The organism is Pseudomonas sp. 22515 (genome assembly GCF_052044625.1).
Classification (GTDB): Bacteria; Pseudomonadota; Gammaproteobacteria; order Pseudomonadales; family Pseudomonadaceae; genus Aquipseudomonas; species Aquipseudomonas alloputida.
Genome location: NZ_JBQENN010000013.1, coordinates 33,880 through 45,156 on the forward strand (window position 1 = coordinate 33,880; position 11,277 = coordinate 45,156).

General features: G+C 61.6%; 16 protein-coding genes. 8 read left to right on the top strand and 8 right to left on the bottom strand.

Going from position 1 to position 11,277, the window contains the following annotated elements:
- Positions 1–243 precede the first annotated feature (243 nt).
- On the bottom strand, positions 244–1,362 hold the full coding sequence (locus ACTJJN_RS13855; RefSeq protein WP_003252368.1) for an LOG family protein: 1,119 nt from the start codon (positions 1,360–1,362) through the stop codon (positions 244–246).
- A gap of 160 nt (positions 1,363–1,522) precedes the next feature.
- Here ACTJJN_RS13855 and ACTJJN_RS13860 point away from each other — a divergent pair, with 160 nt between their 5' ends.
- Positions 1,523–1,732 (top strand): hypothetical protein, encoded by a 210-nt coding sequence (locus tag ACTJJN_RS13860; protein WP_012053470.1) that lies wholly within the window; start codon positions 1,523–1,525, stop codon positions 1,730–1,732.
- 14 nt (positions 1,733–1,746) lie between these two features.
- Here the strand turns inward: ACTJJN_RS13860 and ACTJJN_RS13865 are convergent, their stop codons facing one another.
- A complete protein-coding gene (locus ACTJJN_RS13865; protein WP_012053469.1) occupies positions 1,747–2,166 on the bottom strand; it encodes a quorum-sensing-regulated virulence factor family protein in 420 nt (139 codons plus the stop codon).
- A 216-nt stretch (positions 2,167–2,382) separates the two neighbouring features.
- On the opposite strand from ACTJJN_RS13865, the gene ACTJJN_RS13870 reads away from it, so the two are divergent.
- From ACTJJN_RS13870 to ACTJJN_RS13880, 3 genes are all read left to right on the top strand, one after another.
- Complete coding sequence (locus ACTJJN_RS13870; RefSeq protein ID WP_004574842.1) at positions 2,383–3,093, top strand: tRNA-uridine aminocarboxypropyltransferase; 711 nt, start codon at positions 2,383–2,385, stop codon at positions 3,091–3,093.
- Positions 3,094–3,271: 178 nt separating this feature from the next.
- Positions 3,272–3,922, top strand: coding sequence for a response regulator transcription factor ErdR (gene erdR / locus ACTJJN_RS13875; RefSeq protein WP_010952699.1), 651 nt, complete (start codon positions 3,272–3,274; stop codon positions 3,920–3,922).
- Positions 3,923–3,995: 73 nt separating this feature from the next.
- Positions 3,996–4,361, top strand: a complete 366-nt coding sequence (locus ACTJJN_RS13880) for a diacylglycerol kinase (protein ID WP_003252377.1) — start codon at positions 3,996–3,998, stop codon at positions 4,359–4,361.
- On the opposite strand, the gene finR is transcribed toward ACTJJN_RS13880, so the two are convergent.
- Complete coding sequence (finR, locus tag ACTJJN_RS13885; RefSeq protein ID WP_004574844.1) at positions 4,358–5,284, bottom strand: LysR family transcriptional regulator FinR; 927 nt, start codon at positions 5,282–5,284, stop codon at positions 4,358–4,360. The two genes, ACTJJN_RS13880 and finR, sit on opposite strands and share 4 nt — an antisense overlap.
- A gap of 117 nt (positions 5,285–5,401) precedes the next feature.
- On the opposite strand from finR, the gene fpr reads away from it, so the two are divergent.
- Positions 5,402–6,181: a ferredoxin-NADP reductase gene (gene fpr / locus ACTJJN_RS13890; protein WP_003252381.1), complete on the top strand. Its 780-nt coding sequence runs from the start codon at positions 5,402–5,404 to the stop codon at positions 6,179–6,181.
- Between the two features lie 127 nt (positions 6,182–6,308).
- Here the strand turns inward: fpr and ACTJJN_RS13895 are convergent, their stop codons facing one another.
- A complete protein-coding gene (locus tag ACTJJN_RS13895) occupies positions 6,309–6,803 on the bottom strand; it encodes a SprT family zinc-dependent metalloprotease (RefSeq protein WP_003252383.1) in 495 nt (164 codons plus the stop codon).
- Between the two features lie 131 nt (positions 6,804–6,934).
- Complete coding sequence (locus tag ACTJJN_RS13900) at positions 6,935–7,534, bottom strand: Yip1 family protein (RefSeq protein WP_003252385.1); 600 nt, start codon at positions 7,532–7,534, stop codon at positions 6,935–6,937.
- Between the two features lie 263 nt (positions 7,535–7,797).
- Between ACTJJN_RS13900 and ttcA the strand changes: the two genes are divergently transcribed.
- Entirely contained in the window at positions 7,798–8,622 is an 825-nt protein-coding gene (gene ttcA, locus ACTJJN_RS13905) for a tRNA 2-thiocytidine(32) synthetase TtcA (RefSeq protein ID WP_012053468.1), read from the top strand.
- A gap of 4 nt (positions 8,623–8,626) precedes the next feature.
- On the top strand, positions 8,627–9,298 hold the full coding sequence (locus ACTJJN_RS13910; RefSeq protein WP_010952703.1) for a DNA-3-methyladenine glycosylase I: 672 nt from the start codon (positions 8,627–8,629) through the stop codon (positions 9,296–9,298).
- A gap of 52 nt (positions 9,299–9,350) precedes the next feature.
- On the opposite strand, the gene ACTJJN_RS13915 is transcribed toward ACTJJN_RS13910, so the two are convergent.
- Genes ACTJJN_RS13915 through arsC form a run of 3 tightly spaced genes read right to left on the bottom strand, consistent with a single transcriptional unit; the run spans position 9,351 to position 10,712 of the window.
- Positions 9,351–9,764: a DUF2069 domain-containing protein gene (locus tag ACTJJN_RS13915; protein WP_003252389.1), complete on the bottom strand. Its 414-nt coding sequence runs from the start codon at positions 9,762–9,764 to the stop codon at positions 9,351–9,353.
- Positions 9,757–10,362, bottom strand: coding sequence for an NAD(P)H:quinone oxidoreductase (wrbA, locus tag ACTJJN_RS13920; protein ID WP_003252400.1), 606 nt, complete (start codon positions 10,360–10,362; stop codon positions 9,757–9,759). The genes ACTJJN_RS13915 and wrbA overlap by 8 nt, the downstream gene beginning before the upstream one ends.
- Positions 10,359–10,712, bottom strand: a complete 354-nt coding sequence (arsC, locus tag ACTJJN_RS13925; protein WP_004575340.1) for an arsenate reductase (glutaredoxin) — start codon at positions 10,710–10,712, stop codon at positions 10,359–10,361. Before arsC ends, wrbA begins: the two co-directional genes overlap by 4 nt.
- 85 nt (positions 10,713–10,797) lie before the next feature.
- Here arsC and ACTJJN_RS13930 point away from each other — a divergent pair, with 85 nt between their 5' ends.
- Positions 10,798–11,262, top strand: a complete 465-nt coding sequence (locus ACTJJN_RS13930) for a peroxiredoxin family protein (protein ID WP_003252403.1) — start codon at positions 10,798–10,800, stop codon at positions 11,260–11,262.
- Positions 11,263–11,277: the final 15 nt, after the last annotated feature.

An 11,277-nucleotide genomic window follows, 5' to 3' on the forward strand; every position in this document is an offset into this window, starting at 1 on the left:
GCACGTCGCGGATAATCTGTTTTGCCAAATGCCCCAGGCTGTCTCCATTCCATTGTAGGCGCGGGTTCACCCGCGAATACGGTGGCGGCTGCGGCGGTGAATGACCGGGGAGATTGGCCAGCAGGTCAGGCCCTTTCGCGGGTAAACCCGCTCCTACGACGGTCTGCGTCCAACAACCGATCCGGTGCAGGAGCAGCCTGAGGTTGCCCCTGCAGGTATTACGCGAGCTGTTACAGCGAAGCCTCAACTCACTTTCAGCGCCTGTCTGGCCCTCTGCGTGGTATGCATGGGTTGCGGTTTGGCCCAGTTCTCCGGCAGGTTGATGAAATCCACCAGCTCACGCAAGCGGCCCTGATCCCGGCCGTTGAAGGCGAATGAAAGGCGGGTCAGATGGCTGTAATTGCCAACTTCGTGCTCGGCACTGCTATCCGCTTGCTGGTGATATTTGCCACTCAGGCGCAAATCGGCAAACCCTTCCTGAATGTCATACAACGCCGCTTCGCTGAGCGCATGGTGCATGCGGATCACGAACTGGCTCTTCAGCCAGCGGCTGGAGTGGTAGTTGCTGTAGAACTGGTTGATTTCCTCAACCGCCTCGTCAGCGCTGTGTACCAGGCGCACCAGCTTCAGGTCGCTGGGCAGGATGTAGCGGTTTTCTTCCAACTGGCGGCTGATGAAGTCCAGGCAGTCACGCCAGAAGCTGCCGCCCGGTGAGTCCAGCAGCACCACCGGTACCAGTGGGCTCTTGCCAGTCTGGATCAGGGTCAGTACCTCCAGGGCTTCATCCAGTGTGCCGAAGCCGCCAGGGCACAGCACCAGGCCGTCGGCCTCCTTGACGAAGAACAGCTTGCGGATGAAGAAAAAGTGGAACGGCAGGAGTTTGTCGGTACCGTTCACCGTCGGGTTGGCATGTTGTTCGAAGGGTAAGGTGATGTTGAAACCCAGGCTGTGCTCGCTGCCGGCGCCTTCGTGGGCAGCCGCCATGATGCCGCCGCCGGCGCCGGTGATGACCATCAGGTCGGAGCGCGCCAGAGTGGCACCTAGCTCGCGGGCCAGGGCGTACATCGGATGCTCGAGCGGGGTGCGTGCCGAGCCGAACACGGTCACTTTGCGTCGGCCCTTGTAGCGCTGCAGGGTGCGGAAGGACTGGTCCAGTTCGCGCAGGGCCTGCAGGGTGATCTTGGCGCTCCAGCGGTCGCTGTCGTCATGGGCCATGCGCAGGATGGTCAGCATCATGTCGCGGTAAAGCGGCAGGTTAGGGCTGTTGGGGGCAACCAGTTGCAGTTGTGCTTCGATATTGCTCAGGTCGATATTGTTGTCGCGGAAGTGGCTGAACAGCAGTTCATTCGAATGGTAAGGCATGCGACGTCTCCTTCTGCACCAATACCTCTGACCTCAATCTAGACCCTTGCGCCCGATCGTGCCGAGGTGTTCGGCGCAGCCGCCTGTCGGCCTGCGGCCATCGGCAGCACGGGTTTGGTTAACTGGTAGAGTGAAATGTGTCGATGCAGGAGGTGGCGGTATGCATCGCTTGGTCATCGAAGTGGACTGGCAGCTCTACCAGCAGCTGGAGAACGCGGCCCAGGTGCATCACCTGAGCCTTGAAGCCGAGTGCCGCCGCAGGCTGTCGGGGCTGGAGTGTCGGTCGCGATACTTGCAGGCGCTGTTGGCGGAGATGCGCGCCGATGCCGTTGAAGGGCGCTGGCGCGCTCATGAGGACGAGAAAGCGTAGCGTTGACGCTGTGCTTACTTCTTCTTGTTGCCGGCCAGGCAGCTGGCGTTGTCGAAGGCCTGGTCCATGACTGGCTGGTTGGTCTTGTAGACCGTGAAGCGGTAGACCATGACGGCGCCCTTGGACATCAGGTTGCGGAAGCCGTTGTTGCGGCACACGCTGTCGCCGAGCTGGCTACGCACCTGCTCAGGGTTGGCCTGCATGCGCGCTGCGTGGCTCTGGCGTACGCTCAGGTGGTTGACCAGCGCCTTGCCTTCAACGGTGTAACCCTGATCGAGGATGTCCTCGTTGATTGCGCGTGGGGTGCCGACGCTGCTCTCTTTGGCGACCTTCTGCAGCAGGGTGTTCAGGTCGTAATCCTGCTTGGATGCCGCCTGGGCTGCCAGAGGCAGGGCGAGCAGCAGGCTCAGGGCGGGGGCGATAAGGCGCAGCATGAATCTCTCCTGGTTCGATGACTGGCGCTTTGACATGCGCGGGTCAACGGCGTTCCGTAAAATTGCGCGTGGCGAGGACCGGCACGGTAGAAGTCCGATTATAAGGAGCGCTTTGCCGGCTGCACAGCAATTGCCACCTGTTCTGGTAGACTGGCCGCCTTGTTTTTTCCGAGTCATCCTTGTGCCCATTTTCAATCTGTCCAGAGACCTGCCGGCATGAGCCATGCGGTAGCGCGTCTGCGCGCCGAACGCCTGGCCCGCAGCAACAAGCCTTTCATCGCCCGTGGCTCGCGTGCCGAGCGTTGCCCGGATTGCCGGGTCATCGCCACCCATTGCCTGTGTGCCTGGAAGCCTAGGGTGCAGGCTGACGCGGGTGTGTGCCTGCTGATGCACGACACCGAGCCGCTGAAACCCACCAACACCGGCTGGTTGATTGCCGACCTGATTGAAGACACCTGGGCCTTCGGCTGGTTGCGCACCGCGGTTGACGAGCGCCTGCTGGCTTTGCTCGATGACCCGCGCTGGCAGCCCTATATCGTTTTTCCGGGCGAATTCGTTGCCCAGGAGCGGGTGGTCAGCGAGGTGGTGCGCGAGCCGGGCAAGCGTCCACTGTTCATCCTGCTGGATGCCACCTGGACCGAAGCGCGCAAGATGTTCCGCAAAAGCCCGTACCTGGACCGCTTCCCGGTGTTGAGCCTGCAAGCCGAGCAGATGTCGCGCTACCGCCTGCGGCGCTCCAAGCGCGATGATCATTTCTGTACGGCAGAAGTTGCGGCCATGTGCCTGGACCTTGCTGGCGATAGCCAGGCTTCGCAGGCGCTGGATGCTTACCTTGATGTGTTCAGCCTGCATTACCTGAGCGGCAAACGGCGGCTACCGCTTGACGAGCAGGACGACACCCACCAGCGTTTGCATACCTTCCTATAGTCCAAGGGGCACAACCCCTGCTTTGGTTCATAATGACGGAGCTGGCAGCCAGGGTGGGCGAGACGGCAGGGCGATTGGCTTATCTCCCTTGACCGTGCTCGGCCTCCTTGGCGCCGATTCCCCGCCGGGCGCTTCCCTTCCACTCGAGTGCCTGGCACAGAACAGGATCCTTAGATCGATGGCCACATACGAAATCCTGATTGCCGATGACCACCCACTGTTCCGTGGCGCCCTGCGCCAGGCCGTTACCCTCGGGCTTGGCTCCGATGTGCGTCTGGTCGAAGTCGCAAGCATTGCCGAACTGGAAACCCGCCTGAGCGAAAAAGCCGACTGGGACCTGGTGCTGCTGGACTTGAACATGCCGGGTGCCTACGGTTTTTCCGGTCTGGTGCTGCTCCGCGGGCAGTACCCGCAGATCCCCGTGGTGATGGTTTCGGCACAGGAAGAGGCCGCCGTGGTGGTCAAGTCCCGCGAGTTCGGCGCCAGTGGTTTCATTCCCAAGTCCAGCACCCTGGAAGTGATCCAGGATGCGGTGCGCAAGGTGCTTGATGGCGAGGTCTGGTGGCCGCCGCAGGCGTTCGAAAAGGTCGATGTTTCGGCCGAGGCCAAGGCCGCCAGCGAAGGCTTGGCCAGCCTCACGCCGCAGCAGTTCCGCGTACTGACCATGGTCTGCGAAGGCTTGCTGAACAAGCAGATCGCCTATGAGCTGAGCGTGTCGGAAGCGACCATCAAGGCCCACGTGACCGCGATCTTCCGCAAGCTGGGCGTGCGTACCCGGACCCAGGCTGCACTGCTGCTGCAACAACTTGAATCGGTTGCCAGCAACTGACTGTGCATGGCTTCACGCTTTTTTGACCCGAGCCGGTCTAGTCTGCTGGCCTTTCTGCTGTGAAGTGACTCACATGACATCGCCATTCAAGGGCCAGACCGGCCTCAAACGCATCTTCAACGCCGCTGGCTACTCGCTGGACGGCCTGCGTGCCGCCTTCAAGGGCGAGGCCGCATTCCGCCAGCTGGTGCTGCTCAACGTGGTGCTGATCCCGATCGCCTTCTGGCTGCCGGTCAGCCGCGCCGAGCGGGCCATCATGATCGCCGTTTGCCTGTTGGGGCTGATCGTCGAGCTGTTCAACTCGGCGGTGGAGGCGGCCATCGATCGCATTTCGCTGGAGCGCCACCCGCTGTCGAAAAATGCCAAGGACATGGGCAGCGCCGCACAGTTGGTGGCACTGACCATGGTGGCGCTGGTGTGGGGAGTGATCCTGCTTTAAGCGATCGGCGGCAGCACGATCTCGTCACTGCGGGTAAAGCCCGCAGTGAAGCTGCGGCATAGCTCGAGAAACTCACGCATGGCCGAGGTCTGGTACTTCTGTTTGTGCCAGATGAAGTAGAACTGGCGCAGCAGGTCCAGCTCCGGTGTTTCCACAGGTACCAGGCTGCCGCGGCGGAAGGCGTCACGCAGGGCCAGGCGTGAAATGCAACCGATGCCCAGGCCTGACTCCACCGCGCGCTTGATCGCTTCGGTGTGCTCCAGCTCCAGGCGAATATTAAGGTTGGCGCGGTGATGGCGCATGGCCTGGTCGAAGGTCAGGCGTGTGCCTGAGCCTTGTTCGCGCAGGATCCACGCCTCTTGCGAAAGGCTTTCGATATCGGCGCGGCCCAGTTTCGCCAGTGGGTGCTGTGGCGCACAGAACACCACCAGTTCGTCCTCGACCCACGGCTGAACTTCCAGGTCGGGGTGATTGCAGTCACCTTCGATTAGACCCAGATCAATTTCGTAGTGCGCGACCTGTTGCACGATATGCGCAGTATTTTGAACATGCAGTTTTACCTGGCTTTCCGGGTGTGTCTGCATGTAGTTGCCGATCAGCAGGGTGGCCAGGTAGTTGCCGATGGTGAGGGTGGCGCCGACCGCCAGTGAGCCGAAACCGGATTTGCCGTTGAGCAGGTCTTCGATTTCCTTGGCCTGGTCAAGCAGGGCGACTGCTTGTGGCAGCAATTGATGGCCCAGGGCATTGAGGGCCAGGCGTTTGCCGGCACGGTCGAACAGCTGGCAGCTCGATTGCCGCTCCAGTTCGGTGATAGAGGTACTGGCGGCCGACTGCGACAGCGCCAACAGGCTGGCGGCCCGAGAGACGCTTTGGTGCTGGGCGACGGCGACGAAGACTTGCATTTGACGGAGTGTGAATCGCATATCGATATAACCGATAACACATATCTTGATAATCCAGTTAACAGATATTGTCGCTGCCCCTAAACTATTGCGCAACTGTGCGCTTTGCGCGCGCGTTTTTCTTCAGGAGCCCCATCGATGAGCAACATGAACCACGAACGTGTCCTCAGTGTGCACCACTGGAACGACACCCTGTTCAGCTTCAAGTGCACCCGCGACCCGGGCCTGCGCTTCGAGAACGGTCAGTTCGTGATGATCGGCCTGCAGCAGGACAACGGCCGTCCGCTCATGCGTGCCTACTCCATCGCTTCGCCAAACTGGGAAGAGCACCTTGAATTCTTCAGCATCAAGGTGCCGGATGGCCCGCTGACCTCGCAGCTGCAGCACCTGAAGGAAGGCGATGAGATCATCATCAGCAAGAAGCCTACCGGCACCCTGGTGCTCGACGACCTGAATCCTGGCAAGCACCTGTACCTGCTGAGCACCGGCACTGGCCTGGCGCCGTTCATGAGCGTCATCCAGGACCCGGAAACCTACGAGCGCTTTGAAAAAGTGATCCTGGTGCACGGCGTGCGCTACGTGAACGAAGTGGCCTACCGCGAGTTCATCACCGAGCACCTGCCGCAGAACGAGTTCTTCGGTGAGTCGGTTCGCGACAAGCTGATCTACTACCCGACCGTGACCCGCGAGCCGTTCGAAAACCAGGGCCGTCTGACCGACCTGATGCGCAGCGGCAAGCTGTTCAGTGACATCGGCCTGCCGCCGATCAACCCGCAAGACGACCGCGCGATGATCTGTGGCAGCCCGAGCATGCTCGACGAGACCAGCGAAGTGCTGGACAGCTTCGGCCTGAAGATCTCCCCGCGCATGCGCGAGCCGGGTGACTACCTGATCGAGCGTGCCTTCGTCGAGAAGTAAGGCCCAGGCGGGTACAGGAAGGCGACTCTCGGGTCGCCTTTCTCATGCCTGGGATTTGTGCATGGCCTGTTCCGGCCCTTTCGCGGGTAAACCCGCTCCNAAAGGGCCGGTGCAAGCGACCCCCGATCTATTCGACCCGCGTCTCGCCGCTGTACACCAGGATTTCCCGGCACCGCTTGCACAGGTATCGCCGCCCTTGGTGCACCAGCTTGTGCCGCTGCGCGGTAAACGGGAAGTCGCTTTGCGGGCACGGGCAGCGGTAGATGTAGCGGGTCACTGCGCGCCGTTGCACGTCATAGTTATGGCAACGATTGGGCGGCAGTTCATACACCCCGCGCATGATCAACTGCCACTCTTCACCATGGGCCTGGATGCGGTCGCCAAACAGCTGGTGGGCAACCAGGTGTGCCACTTCATGGGCCACGGTCTGGCGCAGGAAGTCTTCCTGGTTTTCGCGGTAGAGCTGCAGGTTGAAGCGCAGCAGATTCTCGTGCAGGTGGGCGACGCCGGCTTTTTGCCCGCGCAGTTTGAAGCTGACTTCGGGGCGCGGGAAGCGGCGTTTGAAAAAGGCTTCGGCTTGCTGGTAACAGGTTTCGACGCGTTGTTTGAGCTGCTCGGGCATGGCGGGGCGGTTCTCCTGACCAGGCATTATGCCGCAAGCGCAGGTGGCTTGCCGAGTCACCGGTCAGCGCACAGCCAGAGGCCGCCTTGCGGCGGCCCCTGGTTGATGCCCCAGTGTTGGTTAGGTCTGTTCTAGTTGGTGTAGACGGGCCCCACGCCCAGTCCCCAGATAATCACGGTAGCGGCCATGATTGCCACCAGTACCACCAAGCCCACTGCCAGCACCGAGCTGGAGAACAGGAAGCCTTCATCCGACGGTATGTTCATGAACGTCGGCAAGCCGACATACAGCAGGTACACCGTGTAGCAGATGGCGGCAGTGCCGATCAGCATGCCCAGCCACAGGTGCGGGTAAAGCGCCGCCAGGCCACCGATGAACAAGGGGGTAGCGGTGTAGGTGGCAAAAGCGATGCATTGCGCCATGGACGGGTTGGCATCGTAGGTGCGGGCCATCCAGTGGATGAATGCGCCCATTACCGCCACCCCGGCGAGCATGGCCAGGTAGGACATGATGCTCATCCAGATTGCGCTTTCCATGGTCAGCATCACTGCTGGCCGGTCACCGATCACCCAGCCCACCTGGGTAGTGCCGATAAACGCCGAAACGGCAGGAATCGCCGCGAGGATCAGGGTGTGCGTCAGGTACATGTGGCTGATGGTTTCTTCTTCGCCACGAATCTCCCGCCATTCCTGATCGGGATGGGTAAACAGCCCCACAACGTGATGAATCATGCCGATCACTCCTCTCAATGTTGCCAAACGCCCCCCAATATGGAGCGCAAGCGGCCCGAGGCCCTAACACCGATGCAAGCGGTAATGTGGCCTTATGTCGCAGTATAGGAAGCCGTTACCCACATAAACCGCGCTTTTTAGAGCAAATTGCGCTGTAAGCCGTGCTGTTGATTACATTGAAGTCTTTATCGGAATGCCTACAGCGGCGTCGCGTTTGTGCGTAAAATAGCCGGCTTTTGTCACACCTCGCGGATCCAAGCGCTATGGGCACCCTCTCGGTCAACCAGAACAAACTGCAAAAACGCCTGCGTCGTCTCGCTGGCGAAGCCATCACCGACTACAACATGATCGAGGATGGCGACAAGGTCATGGTCTGCCTGTCCGGCGGCAAGGACAGCTACACCATGCTCGACGTTCTGTTGCACCTGCAGAAGGTGGCACCGATCACGTTCGAGATCGTTGCGGTGAACATGGACCAGAAACAGCCGGGCTTCCCTGAGCACGTACTGCCGGCCTACCTCAAGGAACTGGGGGTCGAGTACCACATCGTCGAGAAGGATACCTACTCGGTGGTAAAGGAGCTGGTACCCGAAGGCAAGACCACTTGCTCGCTGTGTTCGCGCCTGCGCCGCGGTACCCTGTACACCTTCGCCGACGAAATCGGCGCCACCAAGATGGCGCTGGGGCATCACCGCGACGACATCGTCGAAACCTTCTTCCTCAACATGTTCTTCAACGGCGCGCTCAAGGGCATGCCGCCGAAGCTGCGCGCCGACGATGGCCGCAACGTGGTGATCCGCCCGCTGGCCTACTGCAGCGAGAAGGACATCCAGGCCTACTCGGACATGAAGGCATTCCCGATCATCCCGTGCAACCTGTGCGGCTCGCAGGAAAACCTGCAGCGCCAGGTGGTCAAGGACATGCTGGTGGAGTGGGAACGCAAGCACCCGGGCCGTACCGAGAGCATCTTCCGTGCCCTGCAGAACGTGGCACCGTCGCAGCTGGCCGACCGGAACCTGTTTGACTTCACCAGCCTGAAGATCGACGAAAACGCTACCCCGCGTTTCCTCGACGTGCTGAACATCTGAGCCCATGCGCGATTACCAGTGGTTGCATGAGTACTGCCTGAACCGCTTTGGCTCGGCCCAGGCGCTGGAGGCTTTCCTGCCGCAGCCGCGCACGCCGGCGCAACTGCGCGACATCAGTGACGACCGCTACCTGTCGACACTGGCCCTGCGGGTGTTTCGCGCCGGGCTCAAGCACAGCCTGGTGGATGCCAAGTGGCCGGCGTTCGAGCAGGTATTCTTCGGCTTCGACCCGGAGAAAGTGGTGCTGATGGGCGCCGAGCACCTGGAACGGTTGATGCAGGATGAGCGCATTATCCGCCACCTGGGCAAGCTCAAGAGCGTGCCGCGCAATGCGCAAATGGTGCTGGATATCGCCAAGGCGCATGGCAGTTTTGGTGCGTTCATCGCCGACTGGCCAGTGACCGACATTGTCGGCTTGTGGAAGTACCTGGCCAAGCACGGCAACCAGTTGGGCGGGTTGTCGGCGCCACGGTTCTTGCGCATGGTCGGCAAGGACACGTTCATCCCGACCGATGACATGGCAGCGGCGTTGATTGCGCAGAAGGTGATCGACAAGCAGCCCACCAGCCAGCGCGACCTGGCTCTGGTGCAGCAGGCGTTCAACCAGTGGCATGCAGAGAGCGGGCGGCCGCTGTGCCAGTTGTCGGTGATGCTGGCGCATACCGTCAACCATTGAGCCTTGTGTTGCTCCCATTCGCGGGCACGNAGCGGGCGTGCCCGCGAAAAATCTAACTGCCTTCGCCTGCCATGCGCCGCTCATGCTGGAACTTCCAGCGCACGTACAGTAGCCCGGCAATGAACAGCCCCAGGCTCACCAGCACTTCAAGCCAGCCGAATACCGCCCGCGACGGGTCGAACGCTGCCAGCACGCCCTTGATGAAATAGATATTCACCACGAAGCAGGTCCAGGCATGCGCCCGGGCGCTGCCTTTCAGCATGCCGGGCAACAGCAACAGCAACGGCACCAGTTCGATCGCCAGGATCACCTCGACCCGGGCCCCATGCAGGTTGGCGAACCACAGGTTGTTCACCACCAGCAGGGCGATCAGGCCGAAGAAGCATGCCAGGCTCAATGCCCGCGTCAGGCGCAGGCGGGGTACCAGCCATTGGACCGGCGGCAATGCCTTGGGCTTTCTAGCCACGCGCCGCCTCCAGGGCCTTGGCCGTGGTCGCCAGGCGTTGGCCCAGGGCACGGCACAGGGCGATTTCGTGCGGGTCGAGTTCGCGCTTGCCATCGGCGCCTGCGTGGTGGCTGGCGCCATAAGGCGTGCCGCCGCCACGGGTCTCGAGCAGTGCCGACTCGCTGTAGGGCAGGCCCATCACCAGCATGCCGTGGTGCATCAGCGGCAGCATCATCGACAGCAGGGTGGTTTCCTGACCGCCGTGCAGGCTGGCGGTGGAGGTGAACACGCCAGCCGGTTTGCCGACCAGCTCACCGCCTAGCCAAAGGCTGCTGGTGCCATCGAGGAAGTACTTGAGTGGCGCTGCCATGTTGCCGAACCGGGTCGGGCTGCCCAGTACCAGGCCAGCGCAGTGGCGCAGGTCGTCAAGGGTGGCGTACAGCGCGCCACTGGCCGGAATATCCGGGGCCACCGCTTCGCATTCGGTGGAAATCGCTGGCACCGTACGCAGGCGTGCCTCCATGCCGGCCAGCTCGATACCGCGGGCGATGTGCCGGGCCATTTCGCTGGTCGCGCCATGGCGGCTGTAATACAGCACCAGGATGTAGGGCGCGCTCACGGCAGGATCTCCAGCACCTTTTCCGGCGGGCGACCGACCACGGCCTTGTCACCGGCAACCAGGATCGGCCGCTCGATCAGTTTGGGGTGCTGGGCCATGGCCTCGATCAGTTGCGCGTCGGTCAGTGCCGGGTCGGCCAGGTTCAGCGTTTTGTATTCGTCCTCGCCGCTGCGCAGCAATTGACGCGGGGCGATGCCCAGCTTGCCGAGCAGGGCCTTGAGGGTGACCGCGTCGGGCGGGGTTTCCAGGTAGCGCACGATGGTCGGGGCCAAGCCGCGGGCTTCGAGCAGTTCCAGGGCGCCGCGGGATTTCGAGCAGCGCGGGTTATGATAGAGCGTGAGATCAGTCATGTCGGGTCGCATCCAGCTGGGTGTGGCGGCTATTCTAACCGCAGCGACTGACCAATTTGCTTTAAAACTCGAGAAGGATTGACCCATGGCAAGGCGTCTGGCAGCAGTACTGGCCATCACCGCGAGCCTGTTGCTCGGTGGTTGCGGTGCCGATTACGGCGTGGACCAACACGGTAATACGGTTAAGGCCGAACAGATCGAAGGGCACTGGCTGGTGCTCAACTACTGGGCTGAATGGTGCGGACCGTGCCGTACCGAAATCCCGGAACTGAATGCGGCGGCCAAGCAATGGGCGGCTGAGGGCATCAAGGTGGTGGGGGTGAACTTCGACGGTTTGCAGGGGCAGGACCTGAAGCAGGCTGCCGAAACCCTGGGTATCGGTTTCACCGTGCTCGCCCAGGACCCGGCCGAGCGCTATGACCTGCCGCGTAGCGAGGCCTTGCCGGTGACCTACATCATCGACGACAAGGGCAAGGTGCGTGAGCAGTTGATGGGCGAGCAGACCCTGGAAGGGTTGCAGGCCAAGATCAAGGCCCTGAAAGGCGCCTGATGCATTCGGGGCCGC

Coding starts and splice junctions, on each gene's coding strand:
- ACTJJN_RS13855 (WP_003252368.1), bottom strand. CDS start 1,362: ATGCCTTACCATTCGAATGAACTGCTGTTCAGCCACTTCCGCGACAAC.
- ACTJJN_RS13860 (WP_012053470.1), top strand. CDS start 1,523: ATGCATCGCTTGGTCATCGAAGTGGACTGGCAGCTCTACCAGCAGCTG.
- ACTJJN_RS13865 (WP_012053469.1), bottom strand. CDS start 2,166: ATGCTGCGCCTTATCGCCCCCGCCCTGAGCCTGCTGCTCGCCCTGCCT.
- ACTJJN_RS13870 (WP_004574842.1), top strand. CDS start 2,383: ATGAGCCATGCGGTAGCGCGTCTGCGCGCCGAACGCCTGGCCCGCAGC.
- erdR (WP_010952699.1), top strand. CDS start 3,272: ATGGCCACATACGAAATCCTGATTGCCGATGACCACCCACTGTTCCGT.
- ACTJJN_RS13880 (WP_003252377.1), top strand. CDS start 3,996: ATGACATCGCCATTCAAGGGCCAGACCGGCCTCAAACGCATCTTCAAC.
- finR (WP_004574844.1), bottom strand. CDS start 5,284: ATGCGATTCACACTCCGTCAAATGCAAGTCTTCGTCGCCGTCGCCCAG.
- fpr (WP_003252381.1), top strand. CDS start 5,402: ATGAGCAACATGAACCACGAACGTGTCCTCAGTGTGCACCACTGGAAC.
- ACTJJN_RS13895 (WP_003252383.1), bottom strand. CDS start 6,803: ATGCCCGAGCAGCTCAAACAACGCGTCGAAACCTGTTACCAGCAAGCC.
- ACTJJN_RS13900 (WP_003252385.1), bottom strand. CDS start 7,534: ATGATTCATCACGTTGTGGGGCTGTTTACCCATCCCGATCAGGAATGG.
- ttcA (WP_012053468.1), top strand. CDS start 7,798: ATGGGCACCCTCTCGGTCAACCAGAACAAACTGCAAAAACGCCTGCGT.
- ACTJJN_RS13910 (WP_010952703.1), top strand. CDS start 8,627: ATGCGCGATTACCAGTGGTTGCATGAGTACTGCCTGAACCGCTTTGGC.
- arsC (WP_004575340.1), bottom strand. CDS start 10,712: ATGACTGATCTCACGCTCTATCATAACCCGCGCTGCTCGAAATCCCGC.
- ACTJJN_RS13930 (WP_003252403.1), top strand. CDS start 10,798: ATGGCAAGGCGTCTGGCAGCAGTACTGGCCATCACCGCGAGCCTGTTG.